The sequence below is a fragment of the Flavobacterium sp. W22_SRS_FK3 genome, assembly GCF_052113665.1.
Classification (GTDB): Bacteria; Bacteroidota; Bacteroidia; order Flavobacteriales; family Flavobacteriaceae; genus Flavobacterium.
In genome coordinates this window covers 216,824-239,665 of record NZ_JBGQOF010000008.1, presented here as the reverse complement: position 1 = coordinate 239,665, position 22,842 = coordinate 216,824, and the positions used below count along the sequence as shown (strand labels likewise).

The 22,842-nt window shown below is 32.7% G+C and carries 18 protein-coding genes; 2 read left to right on the top strand and 16 right to left on the bottom strand.

Features of this window, described 5'->3' with window-relative positions; all coding sequences use genetic code 11:
• The 8 genes from ACEN2I_RS10275 to ACEN2I_RS10240 all read right to left on the bottom strand — a co-directional run.
• A partial coding sequence (locus ACEN2I_RS10275) for a phage integrase N-terminal SAM-like domain-containing protein (protein WP_441766016.1) occupies positions 1–575 on the bottom strand: 575 nt, incomplete at its 3' end.
• A 293-nt stretch (positions 576–868) separates the two neighbouring features.
• The gene (locus ACEN2I_RS10270; protein ID WP_441766015.1) at positions 869–1,765 is read right to left on the bottom strand and encodes a helix-turn-helix domain-containing protein; all 897 of its coding nucleotides are present in this window, start codon (positions 1,763–1,765) and stop codon (positions 869–871) included.
• A 186-nt stretch (positions 1,766–1,951) separates the two neighbouring features.
• Positions 1,952–3,085 carry an NADH-dependent flavin oxidoreductase gene (locus ACEN2I_RS10265; RefSeq protein ID WP_441766014.1) on the bottom strand — a complete coding sequence of 378 codons (1,134 nt, stop codon included), beginning with the start codon at positions 3,083–3,085 and terminating at the stop codon, positions 1,952–1,954.
• Positions 3,086–3,518: 433 nt separating this feature from the next.
• On the bottom strand, positions 3,519–8,372 hold the full coding sequence (locus tag ACEN2I_RS10260; protein WP_441766013.1) for a DNA repair ATPase: 4,854 nt from the start codon (positions 8,370–8,372) through the stop codon (positions 3,519–3,521).
• A 111-nt stretch (positions 8,373–8,483) separates the two neighbouring features.
• Positions 8,484–10,544 carry a flotillin family protein gene (locus ACEN2I_RS10255; protein ID WP_441766012.1) on the bottom strand — a complete coding sequence of 687 codons (2,061 nt, stop codon included), beginning with the start codon at positions 10,542–10,544 and terminating at the stop codon, positions 8,484–8,486.
• A gap of 77 nt (positions 10,545–10,621) precedes the next feature.
• Positions 10,622–11,284 carry a hypothetical protein gene (locus ACEN2I_RS10250; protein WP_441766011.1) on the bottom strand — a complete coding sequence of 221 codons (663 nt, stop codon included), beginning with the start codon at positions 11,282–11,284 and terminating at the stop codon, positions 10,622–10,624.
• Between the two features lie 9 nt (positions 11,285–11,293).
• On the bottom strand, positions 11,294–12,007 hold the full coding sequence (locus ACEN2I_RS10245) for a PspA/IM30 family protein (RefSeq protein ID WP_441766010.1): 714 nt from the start codon (positions 12,005–12,007) through the stop codon (positions 11,294–11,296).
• Between the two features lie 2 nt (positions 12,008–12,009).
• Positions 12,010–12,408 carry a molecular chaperone Tir gene (locus tag ACEN2I_RS10240; protein WP_441766009.1) on the bottom strand — a complete coding sequence of 133 codons (399 nt, stop codon included), beginning with the start codon at positions 12,406–12,408 and terminating at the stop codon, positions 12,010–12,012.
• Between the two features lie 242 nt (positions 12,409–12,650).
• Here ACEN2I_RS10240 and ACEN2I_RS10235 point away from each other — a divergent pair, with 242 nt between their 5' ends.
• Positions 12,651–13,349 carry a helix-turn-helix transcriptional regulator gene (locus ACEN2I_RS10235; protein ID WP_441766008.1) on the top strand — a complete coding sequence of 233 codons (699 nt, stop codon included), beginning with the start codon at positions 12,651–12,653 and terminating at the stop codon, positions 13,347–13,349.
• 331 nt (positions 13,350–13,680) lie between these two features.
• Positions 13,681–14,868, top strand: coding sequence for an outer membrane protein assembly factor BamB family protein (locus ACEN2I_RS10230; RefSeq protein WP_441766007.1), 1,188 nt, complete (start codon positions 13,681–13,683; stop codon positions 14,866–14,868).
• A 292-nt stretch (positions 14,869–15,160) separates the two neighbouring features.
• On the opposite strand, the gene ACEN2I_RS10225 is transcribed toward ACEN2I_RS10230, so the two are convergent.
• The 8 genes from ACEN2I_RS10225 to ACEN2I_RS10190 form a co-directional block, all read right to left on the bottom strand.
• Positions 15,161–16,285: a peptidylprolyl isomerase gene (locus ACEN2I_RS10225; protein WP_441766006.1), complete on the bottom strand. Its 1,125-nt coding sequence runs from the start codon at positions 16,283–16,285 to the stop codon at positions 15,161–15,163.
• Positions 16,286–16,324: 39 nt separating this feature from the next.
• On the bottom strand, positions 16,325–17,401 hold the full coding sequence (locus tag ACEN2I_RS10220; RefSeq protein WP_441766005.1) for a peptidylprolyl isomerase: 1,077 nt from the start codon (positions 17,399–17,401) through the stop codon (positions 16,325–16,327).
• Between the two features lie 15 nt (positions 17,402–17,416).
• Entirely contained in the window at positions 17,417–18,076 is a 660-nt protein-coding gene (gene gldI, locus ACEN2I_RS10215; protein ID WP_441766004.1) for a gliding motility-associated peptidyl-prolyl isomerase GldI, read from the bottom strand.
• A 6-nt stretch (positions 18,077–18,082) separates the two neighbouring features.
• Positions 18,083–19,087 carry a DHH family phosphoesterase gene (locus ACEN2I_RS10210; RefSeq protein ID WP_441766003.1) on the bottom strand — a complete coding sequence of 335 codons (1,005 nt, stop codon included), beginning with the start codon at positions 19,085–19,087 and terminating at the stop codon, positions 18,083–18,085.
• Positions 19,088–19,325: 238 nt separating this feature from the next.
• Positions 19,326–20,582: a voltage-gated chloride channel family protein gene (locus tag ACEN2I_RS10205; RefSeq protein WP_441766002.1), complete on the bottom strand. Its 1,257-nt coding sequence runs from the start codon at positions 20,580–20,582 to the stop codon at positions 19,326–19,328.
• 132 nt (positions 20,583–20,714) lie between these two features.
• Positions 20,715–21,101 carry a RidA family protein gene (locus tag ACEN2I_RS10200; protein WP_441766001.1) on the bottom strand — a complete coding sequence of 129 codons (387 nt, stop codon included), beginning with the start codon at positions 21,099–21,101 and terminating at the stop codon, positions 20,715–20,717.
• A 238-nt stretch (positions 21,102–21,339) separates the two neighbouring features.
• Positions 21,340–21,645, bottom strand: coding sequence for a chaperone modulator CbpM (locus ACEN2I_RS10195; protein WP_441766000.1), 306 nt, complete (start codon positions 21,643–21,645; stop codon positions 21,340–21,342).
• The gene (locus ACEN2I_RS10190; protein ID WP_441765999.1) at positions 21,635–22,555 is read right to left on the bottom strand and encodes a DnaJ C-terminal domain-containing protein; all 921 of its coding nucleotides are present in this window, start codon (positions 22,553–22,555) and stop codon (positions 21,635–21,637) included. The genes ACEN2I_RS10195 and ACEN2I_RS10190 overlap by 11 nt, the downstream gene beginning before the upstream one ends.
• Positions 22,556–22,842 lie beyond the last annotated feature (287 nt).

Genomic DNA, 22,842 nt, shown 5'->3' with positions numbered 1-22,842 from the left:
TTGTGTTTTATGTTGCTATGGACATTTAATATCAATTTTATTTCTTCTTTACTTAACACGTTGGGTAAAAGTTTGGCTCTTTTGGGACGATGTATTTTATCAATTTCAATCTTAGTTTCTTTGATGGTTTTAAAAAATAACTTTATGGCATTAACTATCTGATTCTGATAAGAAGCTGAAAGATTATTTGTTAATATATAATTATTGTTGTATATCACCACGTCATCATTGGTAATTTGATCAACTCTTTTTTCTCTATAGTATACCAAAAATGATTTTAAAGCTTCGGAATATGTTTTTATAGTGTTTGAACTGTATCTTTTAGATGATAGCCATTGAATAAATTTCTCTATTTGTTCTATACCTTCATCCGAAGGTAATGGAGAAGAGAGAGCAACTATTTGAAATCGGTCTCTGTTTTCTATTGTGTCAGGTAGATGCCATACGCTTAAGGTTTGACTCCAACGAGAATCTTCTAACTTTTTTATTCGAGCTATTAATTCAGGCTTTTTTTCAAAATAAACAGCAATTCTTTTCTCTTTTTTATGTGTAATAATTTTTGCTTCCCAATTCATGACAACAGCTTTTTTTTGAAACAAATTAACGAATTATTCTTACAAATTATACGATTTATTACAATTATTTAATTTATCAAAATAGAACTGATTAAGCATTACAATAGCAATTTTACGATTAGGTGGTGTGGCATTTGAATCAAAAAAAATATATTTAAAGGTTATTTAATTTTTTTAAATTTTATAGAAAATAGTTCGTAAACAGGTTAATAAGGAAGTTCTGATGGTCTCTTTTTTATTTTGCTCTATGTGTTCTTTTATTAAGATATTAACTGAATAGCTTCCAAAAAAAACTAATTCAAAAACTGTTCTCTATATTCTGTAGGTGTTACGCCTACTTCTTTTTTAAAAAGTCTTGAGAAGTAGGGTGGGTTTTCAAAACCTAATTGATAAGCGGTTTCGGATATGGTTTTGTTGGTATTCATTAAAATATTTTTTGCTTCAATAACCAAGGCAATATGAATATGTTCCAATGCCGTTTTGCCTGTTTCTTGTTTTAATAAATCGCTTAAATATTTTGGAGACAATGATAGTTTGGCAGCCATATATTTTACAGATGGTAAACCTTTTTTTTGGAGACTTCCGTTTTCAAAATAGTCCTTCAGTATGTCAGTAAATTTTGAGATTATGGTGCCTGATAAAACAGACCTGTTCAAGAATTGCCGCTTGTAAAACCGCTGGGCATATTTTAAGAAGGAATCTATATGAGTGAGTATAATATCTTTGCTGTACTCATCTTGATTATTATAATATTCTACTTTTATCTTGTTGAATAAATCCCATAGAATATCTTCTTCCTTTGGAGAGAGATGTAAAGCTTCGTTCACTTCATAATCAAAATAGCCATATTTATTTATTTCTGAATGAAGGGTATGGTTCACTAAAAAATCTTCGTGAATATATAATAGAAATCCTTTTTCACTTGTTTCTACATTATTCATTACTATTTTCTGATGTGGCTTTAAAAATGCCAAAGATCCATTTTCATGGTCGTACTTTGTTTTACCATATTGAAATGTGCCTGATTTTAATTTTGTTAAGGCAATCGTATAAAACGCCATAGTAAACTCTCTCTCGATGAAAGTACATTTTTCTGACTCTTCAAAAGTTAATATGCCCATCAGTGGATTTTCAGGTGGTGGAAATCCGTTTTTTTTATGAAGCTCACTTATTGTTTTATAATGTATCATACAAACTAGTTCTCACTTATATATTTTTAATGCTATATATTCTAAAAATAACCGAAGCCTTACAGCTATCCAAGGCACAATAATTTTGCAACAGGATTCTATTTATCCTGTTGCACCAATTTCGGTTATTTTTTTCTCATTTTTTCATTTTCGCTATGATAAATTTGCAAAGTCTAAATAATTAGGCTAATCTGTCACCTGAAAAAATCCCGTTGCTACTTTAATGAATTCCTGCAGTTTTTTAGGTATAGACAATTGATCAGCTTTAGACATACTTAAAATTTCGTCTGCTTTTTCTTCATTAGATGCAAGCTCAACCCAATTCGGATTAATGATAAGCCCGTGTCCAACAGCTACCAATGACAATCCCATTTTTAGTGCCTCATTTGCCTCATTGAATTGTTTGATACCTCCTGCAGCTATCACTGGAACTCTGTGATTAACGTGATCAAGTATTAATTTTAAAATAGGTTTGTCAGCATTTTTATCATCGTCCGACTTTTGCGAAAGCAAATCAGCAAGTGAAACGTGCAGATAATCAATCCCGCAGTCGATTAGTTTATCGATCAAAGGAAAAATGTCTTTCACTCTGTAACTTTCAGGCTCTTCTGGTGATATTCTGAAACCGGTTATAAAGGGTCTGTCTGCATACTTTTTAATGACATTCTGAATTTCTTTGATTACTTCTACAGCAAAGTTCATTCTTTTTTCTGCAGAGCCACCCCAATGGTCGGTTCTTTGATTATAATAGGGAGAAAAGAAATTCTGTAATAAGAATCCGTGAGCACCATGTAATTCTATTCCGTCAAAGCCTGCTTTTATTGCTCTGTGGGTAGTTTCGCCAAAAGCTTTTATCATTTCCAGAATTTCTTCATGTGTAAGCTCACGCGATACGACTCCTCCAGCATAAAACATAGAAGGGGCTAATGCTATGGGACTTGCACTAACAGGAATGCCATCAGGGATAAGATCCAAAACGGTCTTATTTCCAGCGTGATAAATCTGAAGTATTGCTGGTGCCCCGCCCTTTTTTGCAGCCTTAGCCAGCTTTTTAAGGCTTGGTAAAAAAGAGTCATCATAGGAGGCATATTCATTGTTAAAACCAATTCCGTTTGCCATAACTCTGGTGCAGCCTGTTATTACCAATCCAACGTTTTCACTTCGGGCCTCATAATGCTTTATTTCATCATCCGATACGGTATAATCATCATTGCTAGCCCAGGTTGTCATTGGTGCCATCGCAATTCTATTTTTAGTATTGATTCCGTTTTTAAATGTAAAAGTTTGGAATAATTGCTTTGTATCTGCTGTCTCGCTCATTATTTAATTTTTTATGTTGTTAAATGATGATGCAAAATTGGGATATTATATTATCCTGTAAGTTATACAAAAGTCGGTAGATGTGACACAAATTACGGAATAGGGCCTTTGTAAGCTGTTTTTCTAATCCAATTTATTCTCTTATTTTTATATAAGGGTTATTTTGTTGTTTTATTATTTTAAAAAGCATTAATCACCACTTAATAGTACTAGATTTAGTGCAGAATAGGGTATTCTACTTAGTTTTTTATTTGAAATTTCTTCAAATCCAGCAAAAAAGGTTTATAATTAGTTCTGTGAAGATCAAAAACTCCTTAAAAAAATTAAGGAGCTTTTATGCCTTTTTTTTTTTAAATGTTTTATTGCATTTATAAAAATTACAAATATATGCTATCTTTAATCTAATTAGATACAAAATAGTAACGCTGAAATATTAATTTTTCATCAATCCTTGTTGTAAAATTTCTTTAATTCCTTCTATATGATTGGTAAATTCTGTTATTTGCGACAGTACTTGTGCCATGTTGTTGCTGTCGCCAAAAGCTTTTAATTTATTATTTTTCACAAAAGTAGCTTTTATGTTTTCCCATCTAATGGTTTCTTCTGGAGTGAGTATTTTGTTCATTTCTTTAAATTTTAAAAGATTCGCTTCTGCAGCACTTGTCAATGTTTGTGTTTCGTTTTGATAATGCGAAAGTAATACGGTCTCAATTTCGGCATCGTTCATCATCGGAACGATTTTAGAAACTAATTTATTCATATCACGATATGAACCCTGTAGCTTAAATGGAGGTTCAACACGGTAAGCATCCTCCATAGCGGCCGAAGCAATATAGGCTGAATTTGACTTTAATACCACAGTCCGCACTTTAATAACCTTATCTAAAATAGCCAAATAGGTTTCTATATCTTGTTTAGAATGATTGCCTTTTAACTCAAAACCTTCTTTTTTGCCAGAAGCTGCCATTTCGATTAATGGGTATAAATCTTCCGGAGCTTTTGATACTAATTGAGTTAAGAGTGGGTGTGAAGTCAACGAATTTTCAATCAAACTTAACTCAAAAAGATCAGATGTGTTTCCGATAACATCTCCCAAATTGTAAATATCGGCTCTATTGGCCAACATATCCGGGATTCTAAATTTTTCACCCGTTTCGGTGTATGGATTTCCTGCCATGACCACACAAAATTTCTTAGATTTCATGTCGTAGGTTTTTGACTTACCGTTAAAAACGCCTTCTATTTTTCTGGTTCCATCTGCTAGAGAAATGAATTTCTGCAAAAATTCCGGGTTACAATGTTGAATATCGTCCAGGTAAAGCATGACGTTATTCCCCATTTCAAGTGCTAAATTAAGCTTTTTCAATTCTTCTTTAGCTGCAGAATTTGTAGCAGAATCCGGATCGACCGAGGTAATTTCATGTCCTAAAGCAGGACCATTAATTTTAACAAAAACCAAGCCTAGTCTGTTGGCAAGATATTCCATTAAAGTTGTTTTTCCATAACCTGGCGGTGAAACTAATAATAACATTCCGGATCGGTCTGTACGTCTGTTTTCACCGGCACTGCCAAGCTGTTTGGCTAAATTATCTCCAAATAGCGGAAGGTAAACCTGATCAATCAGCTTATTTCTTACAAAAGAAGTGAGTACTTTTGGCTCAAATTCATGGAGCCTCAAATCTTCTTTTAGCTGAAGCGTGAGTTGGTGTCTTTGATTTCTAAAATTTTCAAATTCAGGTACATCTTTTTCAAAATACGTTTGCAGCTCATTCAGGAAATTATGATAATTAAAATGAAAATTCCCCTCTTTTATTGTAGGATGTGCCCCTGATAAACCGCTTATGACAGCATCAGCATCAATTGAAATGACCAATTCATTACTTTCATGTGGAAATAACAAGAGTACAATTACTTCATAAGCATATTCTAAATAGGTATCTACTTTTAAATCGTTAATATATGAGGAAACCCACTGCAGGGCTAATTGAAATTTATCCATTACAGCATTCGCTTTCTCGATACCTTGTTTGAATTTAAGATCAGTGTTTTTTGCAGCAAGCAATTTCTGAAAATCTTCTAAAATTTGTTTTGCCTTTAAACTTGTTACAAAAGCATCGTCCTTCATTAATTCCTGAAAAAGATAAGAAGAGGTAAGTTTACTGTCAATCTGTAACTTGCTATCCAATTCAAATTTCGCCAAAAATATATTTATTTCTGTTTGCAGCTCCGATAACAGGTATTCAAATTGACTGCTATTTGGGAAAACTGCCAAGACTTCGCCAGCCGATTTTATCTTTTGATTTAAAGTCCCACGTTTTTCTGCATCTAAAGTTTCCCAAAATAATTGAGCAACTGCACGCGCTTTTGATTCAAAACGCAGCATTCCCAAGGCATTATATTTCTCTAAAAATGTTTTTAAAATTAATACGGTATCTGCATCATGTACTCCTTTAATATATCCTTCTGAATAATTTTTGGAGGTTTCTTCAGCAACAATTAGCTTTAAATTTTCAAAAGTCATCTGAGATAGCTCCTCTGCAGGATATTTTCTGAAAATTTTATATGCCAGGTATGAAGCTCTATAAATCTGATCATTTTCAGACACTAAATCCTGGGTCCAGTATTTTTTATCCGCATCTAAAACGCCTTTTTTTAAGGGTTGATAAAAATCAGTTCCGGTTAAATGATAGTTTAATTTTTCGTCTTTGAAAACAATGGTTAAATCTAAGTTTTGTTTGTTTACTGCAAATTTATGTTTCCCAAATTTGATGATGTTTTCACCATCTTCATACAATTCATGTTTGTCTTTAAGTTTACGTAAAGTATCTTCTTTAGCCGATTTTAACTCGGTTTCAATAGCTTCAGCTTTTCCCACATCTTCAAGTTCGTGCAATTGCTGTACCAAATCACGAAGTTTAGATATCATCAGGTCAGCTGCAAAATACCCATTAATTTCTTCAGCAGTATTAAATGTCGTAGCTTTGGCAGCAACACTTTTCAGAATCCGTTTTGAAGCATTTTCAAGAGCAATTGTTTTTTTATTTCTAGCCTCAAGTAAACTATTTTTTTTAGTTTCAAAAGCAGTATAGATTTCTTCCCTTTTTTCAATAATTAATTCGGTAAACTCTTCAAAATCGGCGAATCGGGCTTCTAAATCTTCAAGTTGAATTGACATTTTATTGAGCGATTCTGCAATTTTAGCTGGAGTATTGGCACGATCAATAGCATTTACAATACTTTGATCAATCAATTTCATTTGTGCGGCAAAATCAGCTTTTGCTTCTTCGCCACCTAATGCATTCACTTTATTTTTAATTTCTACTTTTACTTTGTTTAAAGTTGCAAAAATTAAGGAAATAGTGTTAATGATTTGAGTAGCATGCGAAGTATCTTCAATTTTTAAATTGGAAACAATGTCAATCAGCATTTCAAGATCAGCTGTAATCTGATTTACTTCGTTTTCCAGCTTTTTACCATCAGTTACTTTTGAAATTGATGCTATTGCTTCCTGACGTTCTTTTACCCGAATGTGATAGGGTGCTAAAGCTCTTTCATCTAATAAGAAACTTACGCAATGTTGTGAAATTCGTTCGGTTTGCTCTATGATTTCTTTCTCTAGCTGCTCAATAAAGGAGATGTCCATATAGCGGACTTCCTTTAAACTGATTACTTCTCCTCTAAGCGAACGTAAACTCGCAAGATTGGTTACAAAAGCATCAATATTGTCTAAGGGAGAGGACTTTATAACTCCAAATAATTTAGCTGCTTTTGCTTCTGTTTGACCTTTGATTTCCTGTGCATGCAAGCGCAATTGAACTACTTTTTCAAACTCATCAATTGCGGTCTTAGCTGTACTTTTTATTTCAAGAAGCGGAATTTTAAGCTCAAAAGTTTCCTTACTTCCAATCCAGTAATAACCGTCGGTTATATTTTCTGAAAGTTTTACCAGATCACTATATAAACCTTCATAATCATCATTTTTATTTAAAAGCGTGATAATCAAATTCGAATCGGCCATTGCTTTTACAATGTCTTTATTCCCAATTTTATAAATGTAACTGTCTTTGTGTATGGATGTACTGTTATCATCCTTGACAAAAGGTGTTTGCCAAATTTGAATTACATGATTTTTGGTTTGTTCATTTTCAGATTTAAAATAACATAATTCGCCATTTTGAAGGATGGTAAAACCATTGCAAATAATAGGCGTTTTTACTTCATGAGAAATTAAATTATAAGAAATCAATACGTATTGACCGTATTTGTTTTCATAAAAAACATACATAAAATCTTCCCCATTTGGTGAAGCAATTCGTTCCTGAAACAACAAATTATCAAGTGTGTTCTCAAATATTTTATACTCACCTGTTTGTAGGTAATAACCATTCGAAAATATCAGACCATGATTGTCAGGCAGTACAATTGCAGCATTTTTGATACTGTCGATCTTTTGGACCTCCTGTAATTTGTGATTGTAAACAAAATAACGGGCCTCTTCTTGAAAAGGCTTTATTTGCAAAGCAATCAAGTTGCCGAGGTCTGCAAATTTATAATTTCCATCATCCAGAGTCTGATCCGGAAAAGCTACATCTTCATCATAAATTCCTTTTCCAGAGGAAGTATTATCCTCAATTTTAATGGTTAATGTTCCACCAATGGTTTCAACAAAAACTTTGTCTAAAATAGAAATATGTGAGTGTTTTCCGTACTTGTGCATTTCTCTTGCCGTTTCCTGCCAAAAAAAATCATGCTGTTCCGGAAATTTGTATTCATGATCGCTGCGATTGTCAATATATTCCAATCTGTTTTCACGAATCAGCCATTTAAAGGTCTTGATGTCCGTTACACGATCACTTAGCTGAAAAACCATGTGCAGGTAATTTCCAGAAATAAAAAACTTTCTGAATTCTGTATCGCGGTAATATTTATAAAGATTTAAAAAATCAAAAAGGAAATTCTCGTCATCAATTAAATCAAGATTTTGAAGTTGAAATTCCTCGTTTTCATATTTATAAATACTAAAAACATCTTCAATTTTAATTTCTGTTCGAAGTCCGAAATAAACATTGTAACCAAACAAGCATAAATCGCCTACACTAACAATATCGCTGGAAATACAATTGTTTTCGGTAAGGATCCGATTGTTCGCTATTAATTTAGTTTCAATACTTCCAAAAACCTCTTTTCTGGCAGTATTAAGTAAATTTAAGCGTTCAATTAAATCTTTTTTTTGAGCTTCTAAACGACTTTGTATAATCTCGTAAGTTCCGCCTTCTAATGCATTCATACTATAAAGGTGTAGGTGGTAAGTAATGTAAAAAAAGCCTGAGATTATTAAATCAGGCTTATAAAGATCCTGCAGGAATTTGTATGCTTCCTGCAGGATTTAGAGTTGCTGTTATCCTATTTTTTTGTCGGTTAAGCCAAGATTTTTAGCCATTGACATTAAATTTGAAAATAAACCTTGTTCACTTTCATCGTTGCTTCTTCGCTGTAATTCAATAAGCAATCCGGAAACAGTAAGGTTTTTGATATCTTCAGATGAAATACCATATTTATCTGTAAAACTTTTTATTTTTTCTAAAAGGTTTCCTTGTTCTAAGTTGCCATCCCCAAGAATAGCTTCTTTAATCTCAGTAATGTTTTGCGAACTATTCACTAATCGGTCAAAACCTTTTGCTCTGGTAATCTGACCCACGATTTGGTCAAAGAACATTGTTTCGCCACCCACAATATCAATTTTAGCCGCTTTAAGCGCTTCACCAATAACGCTGGCTTGGGCATCTGCAATATCTTTTTGAATATTAATGTGTGCCAAATCTACTTGTAATTCTTTGTTAAGACGTAATTTAAATTCTTCGTGCTCTTTTCCAACGCCGTCCAGTTTTTTCATTGCATTTGCTTTTTCTTCAATTCCTGTGGCTTCAGCAACGGCTTTTTCACGTACTACCTCTGCTTCAGCAAATCCAAGATCTTTAGAAGCAATTGCTTTTGCTTTCATTCCTGCTGCTTCCGCAAGTGCCATTTTTTCAACAATAACGGCGTCTACAATACCCTGACGTTCGTTAGCATCTGCTTTTGCATGCATAACCTGTGCTTCAGAAAGTCCAAGCGTTGCGTCTTCTTTTGCTTTAGCCTCTGCCAAAATTTTTCTTGCTTGCGCTTCTTTTTCGCTTGCAACCATTTGAGCTTCGGCATCAATGCTGGTTTCTTCTGCTCTTTGTTTTGCGGCTTCTTTTTCAGCTTCTGCAGCTCTAATGCGTTTGATATAAATCTCTTCACTATCTTTTTCAGCAAGTGTAATAGCTACTTTTTTCTGTCTGTCTGCTGTTTTGAAAGCTTCAATATCTTTCATGTTTTCTTGTTCCTGAACTACTCCTTTTTCAAGTACGACACGGTCTCTGATAACGTCCTGAATATTCTTGCGTTCAATCTCAACTGCTTTTTCTTTTTCGATCTGTGCTAAAGTCACAATTCGTTCACGTTCCGTTTGTTCCAGCTCGCGATCTTTTTCTACTCTTTCGGTTTCAACAGCTTCCGTACGTTGCTTGTTCTTTAAAGCCACAATTACCAATCTATCCTTATTTTCTTCGGCAATGGCTACTTTTTCAGAAGTATTGATTCTTGCTGTTTCAGATTTCAATCGTTCCTCTTCGGATACTTTTAGAATTTCTGCCTCCTCACGCGCCTTAATATTGGCTATTTCCCGTTTTTGCTGTTCTTCCTTCTCCGCAAGCTGACGATCCAGTGCCAAGATGGCTTCTCTTGCTTCAACATCTTGTTTGCGAATCGTTTTTTCTTCGTCTCTACGAATTAAATTCGACTTGATGTTTTGAGCTGCTGTCAGTTCGATAATTTTTTTAATACCTTCAGAATCAAGAATGTTATCTGATTTTAAATGAGCCAAAGGCGTTTGCTCTAAGTCATCAATGGCACAATCATCTAGTACATATCCGTTTAAATCGGTACCGATTATCGAAATAATTTCTTCTCTAAATTCACTTCTTGCTTCGTATAATTCAATAAAATCAAACTTTTTACCAACCGTTTTTAATGCTTCTGAGAATTTAGCATCAAATAGAGTTCGTAAAACTTCAACCTCCGAAGCTCTTTCACAGCCAATTGTTTGCGCTACATTTATAATATCCGTTGTTGACTTATTAATTTTTATAAAAAAAGTGACTTTTATATCTGCTCTAATGTTGTCTTTGCAAATTAAACCATTGACACCGGTGCGTTCTACATCTAATTTTTTAACAGAAATATCCATGATTTCCATTTTGTGCAAAACGGGTACTACAAGTCCGGCATTATAAAAAACGACTGTCCCTCCGGCTCCGGTTCGAACAATGACTTTTCCCTGAATGATTTTTTTGTACATTGAAATGATCCATACGAGCAAGCCAATTATGACTACAATTATTGCAATCATTGTAATAAGTAGAGAGTTTCCTAACATTTTTTTGGGTTATTAATTAAAAGGTAAATGATTATAATAATGAAATAAAGAGTTGGTTGTGTTATTAATTTAGCTTTCTAGTAATCAAATTTTTCGACGTAATAATATTTTTTATCTTCATTTTCTCGAACGATAACTGCTTGTTGTCCTGCTATTAATTGCTCGTCGGTATTACTTCGCGCCGATAAGCGAATGGGATCTCCATTAACACTTAACTGTACTTGTCCCGTTTTTAAATTATTCAAGGCAGAAAAAACAACGCATCTTCTGCCAAGAAAATCAATTTCGGGCTCTCCCTTGTGATTTACTTGTTTGTAAAAATAGGAAATAGGTTTGCTGAAAATTTTAACGACAAAAAGACTTAACAGAAAGTTTGGAATCAATAATAAAAAGCCAATCAGTATACTGTTGATACCTAAATAATAAGTGGTATTAATACTTATAAACCACATACTAAAAAAGATAATCGTCAGGATAAACATCAACGGTAATTCATCAAAATTGAAGTATTCCAAAATTTTCATGAAACCATTTCCGTCTGAGCTTTCCGGACGGTCAGGTATATCGTTTGTATGATGATCCAAATCGGTTTCGAGATCAGCTGAATCAAAATCAATATCGAACAGATCAGGATCAATGCCTGCTATAATTACCAGGATCCAATACAAGAATAGTATTATCGACATAATGCTAAAAAAAGCATTTACAGGTGAAAAGGAAATTTCTATAAGTTCTTTCATCGGCCTGGATTATTCTCTTGCGCTAGAGATGCCTAGCTGTTCTTTTAATTTCTCAAGTTCACTTATTGCCTTTGTTTCAGAAATATTTATTGCCTTGTCAATTTCATCATCAATTGATTTTGAATTCCCGGCAATTTCGCCGTAAGCTTCTGCCAGTGCTTCTTCCTGAGCAACTTTTTCTTTCATACGTTCCAATAAAGCAACTGTTCCGTTGCTGTCAATCTGGGCCATTTGTTTATTCAGACTTTTAGTAGCATCGGCTACTTTTACTCTTGATCGTAAAATTTTAAGTTCATTTTCCCATTTGGAAATATTTTGCTTAATGGTTTTTACGTTTGATTCCATTTGCAGCACATTCTGATCAAATTTTTCTTTGTCAGCAATGGCTCTTTTTTGCCCAGTAAAAGCTTCTTCTTTTTTGATCAAAGCCTCAGTAGCCAGACGATCAGCTTCAGCAGGGATTAATCCTCCAGACTGGGCTTTCTTCAAAATCAGCATGGCTTTTTCGTTATAATCTTCTCCTTTATTAGCATATTCTTCCACTTCGTTTTTGGCTCGAATACTCATTGCTTTCACCTGTGCCAAAGCTTCTAAACTTTTATCCAAGTCCGCTTTCATGTCTCGAATCCCTTGTTCAGTCATTTTGATGGGATCTTCTATACCATCAATTGCAGAATGCACTTCTGCTTGTCCTATTTTGAATAATCTTTTTAAAAATTGCATAATTACCTGTTTTTTGAAAAATTAATAATTTGATCTGAATATTCACTTAATAAAACACTAAGTGAATTTATGGTTGCTTCAAATTCATTTTGATCCAGATTTTCTATTTGCAGCGAATCCCTAAAAATTACTTTTCTGCCTGTGTCATCTAGCACAAAGGCACCGTGGATAATGTCCCGGTTTTTTTGCAAAAGTGACTTGTAAATATGATTTCCATCTTCTTTGATTTCAAAAATAAATTGTTCAAAAATCACGATAGGGTAAGCTACACAAATAATCAAATGGAAAATTCCCTCCGATTCATTGTTAACAATAAAAATCCCTTCTTTCGGATTCTCATGGTTAATATCCAACTGGAGATTTTGAAGAAAACCTTTAACACAAGCGTAATAGTCTTTCATAAATGTAAAATAATGATTTGATAAAAATCGGCTATTTAAGAAATAGTAACAAGTTAATTTTTACTTTTTATTAACAAAATGCAATAAAAAACTATTTAAATAACTCAAATGATTAGCAAAAAGTTGTATTTTTGCTAAATGTATTAGGCAAATATACGAAGATATTTTATAAATGCAAATAAAATTAGCAAATGATATTGATGTTTGGAAAAAATTTAAAGAAAATCAGAAATGTTCATAGCATGAGTCAACAGGAGTTTGCGGATATTTTTGATCTAAAGCGTGGTACATTAGGCGCTTATGAGGAAGGAAGAAGTAACCCGAAACTGGAAACAGTAATAAAAATTGCTAATCATTTTAGCATTGGAATAGAGGAATTACTAATTAAAGAATTAACCGTAAACAGACTACTGAAATTCAATGAACTTCTCGCAGTAGAAAGTAATGCTTTTAATGTTGTAGATTTTAATGCAATTCCATGTGTTTTACCCAATGACAAATATGATTTTATCAAGACATTTTCATCAGGAGTTAATTTAGATAAATTTCCTGTTATTAAGATACCGAATGTTGATAATGTCAATCGTATGGCTTTTTCAGTAGATGATTTATCGATGACGGGTGGTGCAATAGAATTTTTTCCAAAAGATATTCTTATTGGTACTGAATGTGATAAATTGTTTATTGATGCCAATACCTTTGTTGTGGTGCTTACTCAAAATGAGCTCTTATTTAGAAAATTTTTTAAAGTTGATGATCATTTCATTTTAAAAGCAGATCATCATGCGGTAGCAGATTTAGTGCTTTCTGTGAAAGATGTTGTTTTTATTTGGAAAATTGAACACATTATTCAGTACGGCATTAGTTCAAGAGAAATTTTTCTCGAAAATCGATTAGCGACTATCGAGCAAACTATTGCTTCTCTAAAGAATAACAAATAGATTCAGATCTTTAATAAAGGTTTTTACTTTATTTTACAAATTGAGAAATCAATTTTAATTATGCATAAGTTTTCTAAAATCAAAAAAACAATCTTTTTTTAGTTTTTTTATTCAGTTGGGCTTTGTTAATTTTCATGTGAGTATGGTGTTGTTTACTATAAAAAAAATAAAATTTATAAGAAACCCCGAAATTGAAAAAAAATAGTCAAAGGCTAGTTTATAATATAGAATGCTAATACATAACTTGGCTTTTAGTGGAAATGTCATTTTAATTCGTATTTTCGTAAATCCGAAAATACCGGTTCAAGATTCCCAAATCAAAAATTTTAAAATGAAAAAAAACTTAATAACCCTTCTATTTGTATTTACTGTAATAAATATATTTGGGCAAACGCCTACCGTTTCAAAATCTGACGAAACAGCTTCGACCGTTAATGATATGGTCACTAATAAAACGATAAAACCTGTTACAAAAGTTCCGCTAGATGAAGCTTTAATTCTTATTTATGATTACGACGGCAACCTTTTTACATTTGATTTAGAATCTGAAACAATTGCCTGGACTGTAAAAGCTACAGATTCCTATACTGAAATGTGCGCAAATGCAGTCGTATTGATTGATGGAGTTTTGTACGTTCCATTTATTAATGGTGAAATTTTTGCGATTGATAATTCAACCGGGGAAATTTTTTGGAAATCAAGATTAGGTACTGTTACAGATCAAATTGTATTAAAAAATCAAATTCCAGTTATAAATAATGGAAAACTGTTTATAACTGCTCAAAGTCCAATTAACAATATTTATGCTCTTAATACAAAAGATGGCAGTTTAGCATGGAAGTACAAGCTGGATTCAACAAATAATGATATTCCGGTGCTGTATTTTGACAATAAGATTTTTACCAAAAGTGGATCTAATGTTTATAGTTTTGAAGCTAATACAGGAAAACTTCTAAATCAAAAAGGCTTTGAGGAAGCGATGTCAGGAAAGCCTGTCACTGATGGCGAAAATGTATTTATAGCAAGTGAAAAAAATGGAATTTATGCCTTAACTCCTGATAAATTAGATGTTTTATGGGAATTTAAATTTGATGAAAATCAACATAGTGTCAAGGAACGTATATTTTGCAAAGAGAATAAAGTATATTTTGCAGCGCAAGGTCCAGAAGTTTCTTCTCTATATGCTGTGGATTCAAAAACAGGAACTCAGATCTGGAAAACAGACTTTAAAAATGATAATATAGAATATGTTATTGAGGAAAGTGATAATATTTGGGGATATACCCGTAAAAAGAAACTTTTTCAAATAGACTTAACCAATGGTGAAATAGCATCCGAGGTAAAACTGACAACACAGCCTATTTCAAATTTTGAATTTTTTGATGATAATTCCTTGTTTTATTATTCTGATGCAGCCTTAATTCAATTTGAATTTAGTACACATGACGAAAACGAAATGTATCTGAGAACCTCTATTAAAGATGATGTGTATAGTGCATATATAAAATTAATTCGATAACAAAAGAAGCCGTATCAAGATAATATTAATACGGCTTCTTCTTTTTACATTTTGCTTATTTCAGGAGGCAGGCTAAAAATAGTATGATTTGCTTAAATTATTAAAATCAATTTCTTTGTATAAAAATTTTTAAAGAGATATTCAAGTTCAGATTACTTTTCCATATTTCTAAAACTAAAGTTTCCCTAAATTGATTTGAATGTATTTTTAATTATTGTGAATTACCTTAGCTTAAAACAAAACTCCACTCCTAAGTGCAGTTTTGTTTATAATTTTTAGTATTAAAAAAAATTTAGAGTTGTTTACTGTACGTTTCAATCTCAAAAACTAAAGTTGCATTTGGCGGAATTACTCCTCCTGCACCTGCTTCTCCATAAGCTAAATTTGAAGGAAGAAAAAATATTGCTTTTTCTCCATCTGTCATCATATCAAGTGCTTCAATAAATCCAGGAATCATACCGTCTTTTTTACCTACAGTAAAAGGAAGAGCTTTGTATCCGCCTTGAGCATCTCTATTGGCATCGTATTTTCCATATGCTTTCGCTACGCTCGGCATACTGCTGTCAAATAGATTTCCATTTTCAAAATAACCTGCATAATGAAAATAAATTGTTGATCCTTCAGCACCTTTTACTCCGGTTCCTTTTTGTGTAATCACATATTTTAATCCGGAAGCAGTTGTGGCGGCAGTTGCTTTAGTTGCTGCAAAATAAGCAGCTTTCTCTGTAATTACTTTTTGAGATTCTAATTTTTTAGCTTCTTCTTTTTTAGCATCCTCTGCAATAACTTTTACAGCATCAAATTTTTTGGCTGCAGCACCTTTGCGTGTAATGGTGATTTTTGTCATAATATCGTCCTGAACAATTTTATTTACATTATCCATTCCTGAAACTACATGACCAAAAATAGTATGTTTACCGTTTAACCACGGAGTTTCTTTATGTGTGATAAAAAACTGACTTCCATTAGTAGCCGGACCGGAATTGGCCATTGCCAAAATACCGCCTTTATCAAATATTAATTCAGAAACGAATTCATCCTTAAAAGAAAATCCTGGACCTCCTGAACCATTTCCATCAGGATCACCACCCTGGATCATAAAATCATTGATAACTCTATGAAATTTTAATCCGTCATAAAATGGCTTTCCTTTAAGTTTCTCCACTTTTACATTCGGGTTTTTACCTTCTGCCAAAGAAATAAAGTTAGCAACAGTTACGGGTGCTTTTACATATTCTAAAGACAAAACGATATCTCCTTTACTGGTAGAAATTGTAGCAAAAATTCCTTCAGTCAGTTCTGGTTTAGCAGCTGGCTTTGTAGTTGCTGGTTTTGGTTTGGCAACAGGTTTTTTGGTAGTTTGCGCTTGGATATTAAATATTGCAAGGCAAAATAAAAATAAAAATTTAAATTTCATTGTATTTCAATTTATGTCTGTATGTGCTTTTAAAATGCATTATTGTGGCTTCTCTAATAATTGTATTTCAAAAATAATATTTGCGTTTGGCGGAATTACTCCTCCGGCTCCTGTAGTTCCATATGCTAAATGAGATGGAATAAAAATGACAGCTTTATCTCCAAATGACAGCTGCTCAATTCCTTCTATAAATCCCGGTATTAAACCTTGTTTACTTCCGGCTGTAAAAGGTATTGGCTGATATCCATTTGCCTGAGCTTTTTCTTCAATAAACTTTCCGAATGTTTTTGAAACCTCTTCTGAGCTTGAATCGAATAAAGTTCCGTCTTCTAAAAAGCCTGAGTAATCAATGTATACTTGCGTACCTGTTGCCGGTTTTTTGCCTGTTCCTTTTTCAGTAATTACGTATTCTAAACCTGTGTTTGTTTTTGTTGCTTTTGCTTTTAAAGCAGCCAAAGCAGCTACTTTTTCCTTTTGAACTTCAACATATTTGCTTTGTTCTTTCGCTACAGTTGAAAAATAATCATGAAATACTTTTACAGCATCAAACTTCTTTGCAGCTTCTCCATTTCTGATAATAGTTACAGAAACAATAGTGTCATCCTGTTTTACCTGATTTACTACTTCTTGTCCTTTTTCAACTACATGACCAAATATAGTATGTTTTCCGTCTAGCCAAGGTGTTTCAACATGTGTAATAAAAAATTGGCTGCTGTTGGTTGCAGGACCATTGTTGGCCATTGCTAAAACTCCGGCTTTGTCAAATTTTAAATCGGTAAATTCATCTTTAAATTTATATCCGGTATCTCCAGAACCGGTTCCTTCAGGATCTCCGGTTTGAATCATGAAATTTTCAATAACTCTGTGAAATTTTAATCCGTTATAAAAAGGCTTGTTTTTTAGATAATCTTTAGTTACAAATTCATTTTTCCCTTCTGCAAGGGTTACAAAATTAGCAACTGTAATGGGTGCTTTTTTATAATCTAATTCAACGATAATATGTCCTTTGTTTGTTTCAATGTCAGCATACAAACCATCAGGTAAATTGCTATGCTCGTTTTTACAGGAATAGAATAAGGTAACGGCTAATAGAAATAATAAAATACTTTTTTTCATTTTTAAAATGTTGTTTTATGGGGTTATTGTATCTTTTTTAGTTTTAACTGCTGGTTTTGCCTCGACAGGTTTTTGAGTTTGCTGAGCTGTTGTTTGTACTGGTGTAGCTGTAGATTGCGCTGCAGTTTGGTCAGGAACAAAATTGCGTAATGTAACAATACAGATTAACGATTGATTGGTTCCGATTTTTTTGTTGTCTCCATGATAGCCATAAGCAATATGAGATGGAAATAAGAAAGTTACGGTTTCATTCTTATGCATTAATTTAATTCCGTCTCTTAATCCCATCATAATATCCTGTTTGTCTACATAATATGTTTGTGGACCAAGTTCAGCTTCAGAATATATAGTTTTGCCTTTGATATCTTTTATTTCTAAATTATAATAAGCGATATCTCCTTTTTTAGGGGTTTGCGTATCAGTTAGATTTTTTTCGTCATAAGACAGCCAATATCCTTTTCTGGTTGCATAATATTTTACTTTCGGATTGCTTTTGATGATTTTTTTAATAATATCTTCTTCGCTTGCAACCAGTTTTTTGTTTCTGTCAGCAGATTTCTTCATAAACGTACCGGAAGCTTGAGAAACAGGTCTTCTGGCTTCTTCGTGTTGTTTGCAACTAACACATAAAACAGTAATAAGCAACGTATAAATGCTTAGTTTTAAGTAGTTCATATTGGGTTATATTTTTAATTTAATTACTAAATCTTCAAATTTTTTCAAGGTTTCTTCCATAGAGGATTCTGATCTTCCTCCAGCAGCATTGATATGGCCTCCGCCATTAAAATGATCTCTGGCAAACTGATTTACATCAAATCCGCCTTGAGAACGAAAAGATATTTTAATAATATTCTCTTCTTTATTTTCTATAAAAATAGCTGTAAAAACAATATCTTTTATACTCAATCCGTAATTAACGATTCCTTCAGTATCACCTTTTACATAATTAAAAGAATCAAGTTCTTCCTGAGTTAACGAAGTATAAGAAGTTTTATGTTCTGATAAAACTTTCATATTCTGCAAAGCACACCCTAATAATTGTAAACGGCTATACGAGCTATTATCAAACAATAAAACCGGGATTTCAGTATTTTCTACACCTAAATCAATTAATTCAGCCACGATACGGTGCGTGTTTCCTGTTGTTTTAGGAAAACGAAAAGAACCTGAATCAGTTAATATTCCGGTGTAAATGCAAGTCGCAATGGTTTTGTCTATATCTCCTTTTTTGTTTAAAAAAAGAATAAAATTATAAAGCATTTCGCAAGTAGAACCAAACGAAGTATCAGAGTAAGTATAAGCAGCATAATTATCCGGTTTTTCATGATGATCGATCATGATAAACGGAGCTGTCATCTTGGCTAAAGTATATCCCATTTCACCAGTACGGTGCAAAGCATTAAAATCAAGTGTAAAAATCAACTCGGCTTCTTCTAATATTTTAGTGCAGTTTTGAATGTCCTTTTCAAAGACTTTTACTGTTTCAGAACCCGGAAGCCAGGCTAAGAAATCAGGAAAATCATTTGGTGCAATAACCGTTGGCTGATGATTATTTTTTAATAAAAAATGGTATAGTGCTAAGGTTGAACCCATGGCGTCACCATCTGGCCCTCTATGCGGAATTATTGCAATTTTCTTTGGTGTCGCAAGCAACGACTGTATTGCCTGAATATCTTGTATTTTCATAGTGTGCGAATTTACATTTTTTTAATGTAATGTTGAAAACATTTTCTAGATTAACACACTTTTATAAGTTGGAAGTTATTAGTTAAGAGTTATAAGTTTTGAATTATGAAATTGGAGATGTTGTTTCACAGAGATTCGCTAATAAACGACAGGGATTCGCAGAGAATTTAAAATATTAGTCACTATGAAATGATTTGATATCAGTTATTCTTGAGTATTGGAATTTGGATTTTTAAACTCAAAGATTTTTTAATTCTTTTCTTTGTATTTTCTGATATAATTTATATTTGGCCCCTTTTACAATTTGTGATTTATAAATTCCCACAGAACCTGAAGAAAAATAGGCGGTTGTACAGGCTATCGCAATGAAAATTCCGGGCTGAATTCCAAATAATTCCATTCCCATAATAGTGCAGGCGATTGGAGTATGGGTTGCACCTGAAAATACTGCTACGAATCCTATTCCTGCTAAAAGAGCTATTGGCATTGGAATAATTAAAGACAAAGCACTGCCTAAAGTAGCGCCGACAAAAAATAAGGGTGTCACTTCACCACCTTTAAAACCGGCACCTAAAGTAAATCCGGTAAATAATATTTTGATCAAAAAATCATACCACGGATTCGCATTTGAAAACGAATCTATAATTACAGGAACGCCTAATCCGGAGAATTTTGTAAAGCCAAAACCAGCAATTGCAATGGCTAAAATGATTCCTCCAATAAAAGGTCTTAATGGCGGGTATTTAATATTTTTTGAAAAAAGAGAACTCCAAAAATGAGTGCTTCTGGAAAAAAGTAAAGCAGCTAAACCGGATAAAATTCCAATAATAACAGTATAAAGCAAAGTAGTGAAATTGAATTCAGATACAACCGGAATGCTGTAATGTGTATGTTTTACCTGCCAAATTTCAACAGTAAAATATGCGACAAATGCTACTGAAAAAGATAAAAGAATACTTTTAAAACTGATTTTACTGAAATATAAAACTTCCAAAGCAAAAATAGCACCAGCCAAAGGTGTTCCGAAAACAGACGCAAATCCCGCGCTTATTCCGAGAATAATCAGAATCTTTCTTTCTGAATTATTTAAATTGAAAATTTTTGTAAATTGATCTGCAATGGCACCGCCCATTTGTACCGCAGTTCCTTCACGTCCGGCAGATCCTCCAAATAAATGTGTAAGTAATGTTCCTAAAAGAACTAAAGGAGCCATTTTAAAAGGAATTATATCCTTAGGATTTTCATATTCTTCCAGTAATAGGTTGTTGCCTTTTACAACAGATTTTCCCCAATAATAATAACTTAATCCAACCAATAAGCCCCCAATAGGCAAAAACCAGACAATCCAGCCGTGATGAATTCTAAATTGTGTAACAAATTCAAGTGAAATTAGAAATAAAGCTGATGCAGATCCTGAAAAAAAGCCAATTAAACTACAGATAAAAATCCATTTGAAAATTGTCAGGAGTATTTCTTTTGGTTCTTGAAAATTCATTTATAAAAGTTTGCCACGAATTTCACTAATTAAAACGAATTTTAAAAGCTCTTGTTTATGAAATTTTTTAATTTGGGTAATTTTCTTAGGTAATTGAAAGAAAATTTAAGTAGAGAAATTCGTGACAAAAAATTATTCCTGAACAACAGCTGTAAATTCAATTTCAACTAAATATTCAGGTGCAACAAGTTTACTGATTTCATAAAAGCCCGTTGTTGGTTTTACATCTTTAAAAAAAGCTGCGTGTGCTCTGGCTACCTCTTCAAAGGTACCAATATTGGTAGTAAAAATTCGGGTTCTGATAACATCTTGCATTCCAACATTCAAATCTTCTAATACTTTTTCAATGCGTTCCAGAATATTATAAGTTTGTGCATAAGCATCATTAGCTTTTACTTTTTCTCCATCAACTATTGCCACAGTGCCCGATACTTCAATAATATTACCAATTCTTACGGCACGGCAATATCCCATTTTGTCTTCCCACGGTGAGCCTGTTAAGATGTTTTCTCTTCTCATTTCTTCAGTTTTATTGAATTGGTTTATAAAATTTTAAAAACGAATTCAGGTTATTAATTATGCTGCAATTTATAAAAGATGAGGATGAAAAATAGATAAAATTGTTTGAAATCATGTCGTTATTCACTCTTTTTTGTGATATTTTGAGATCCTTTTTTAATTTATTTTTGAAACTTAATATCATAAAAAAGCCAATAAAGAAAATATAAGCAAGTTCTAAACGATTTGTTTTAATGATTTATTCTGTTTCGTGCTGTTCAAAAAGTCGAAGTTTGTTTTGTGCAGCATTAAGATTTTGCTGCAAAACTTCAATTCTGTTAAGTAAATGATAAATGGCGTCTATCCCTTCAAAATTTATTTTAAGATCGAAATGCATGCGTATCATTTTTTCTACTGTAGGCAATTGTTCAGGCTGTAGATATTCATCTTCTTCTAAAACAATAATCTCAATCAGACCATAATTATTAAGTTCTGTTATAAAAGTATTTTCAATTTCGTGATACAGACAAAATTGTTTTATCTGAATTAAGTTTTTACTGTTCATGATTTCTTATTTTAGATAATTCCTGAAATAATTCTTTCTCTTTTTCGGATAATTTGGTTGGGATTTTTAATCTATAAGTAATAAACAAATCACCAAACTGATTTTCTTTTTTATAGACCGGAAATCCTTTGCCTTTTAGTTTAACTTTTGTTCCGGTTTGGGTTTCTGCAGGGACTTTTATTTTTACTTTTCCATCAAAAGTATTTACGAAAGTTTCACCTCCTAAAATCGCTGTATATAAATCAAGATCAACATCAGCATACAAATTATTACCTTCTCGTTTAAAATCAGAATTGTTTTCAATTAAAAAAGTAATATATAAATCTCCATTTGGACCTCCATTTGCACCTGGGCCTCCATGTCCGGGTATTTTTATGATTTGACCATTTTCTACACCAGCGGGAATTGTGATTCTGATGTTTTTACCATTTACAGTTAGATTTTGTTTAATGGTAGTATAAGCAGAAGCTAAATCTAACTGTAATTCGGCGTTAAAATCCTGACCCCGGTATTTAGACTGATTTCGGGAGCTTCTTCCTGAACCATACATTGAATTAAAGAAATCTGAGAAATCGCTTTCAGAGAAATTAGCTCCTCCAAAACCAGAAAAGTCCTGATTATTCTGTTGCTGTCTGGAGTATTGTTGCTGGTTAGGATCATATCCGGCTTTTTCAAATTCATCAGCATGTTTCCAGTCTTTTCCGTATTTGTCGTATTTTTTACGATTTTCAGGATTGCTTAAAACTTCATTAGCCTCATTTATTTCTTTGAATTTTTTCTCCGCTTCCTTGTCATTCGGATTCAAATCTGGATGGTATTTCCTTGCCATCTTTCGATATGCCTTTTTGATTTCGGCTTCACTGGCTGATTTGGTTATCTCTAATGTTTTATAATAGTCTATATAATCCATTTTTTTGAGTTTTAATATAAAATTAATTTTGCTATTCAAGGTATGAATAAGTTGTTAACTATCAAAATGATGTGATTTTTTTTAATTAAAAAATAACGTATTCATTTTTGGTTTAAAGTTTAGGGTCGGTCGCTAGTTTCGTATTTGGAATTTTTATATTTTTTTAAAACTGGAATTTCAATGATAATTTTTGGCAGGTTTTTTGATTCCAAAAATTAGCCTAATATATTGTTATAAAAGTCTTAAAGTTGAAGTGAGTAATTAATTTATGCTATTTTTGCTTTGCT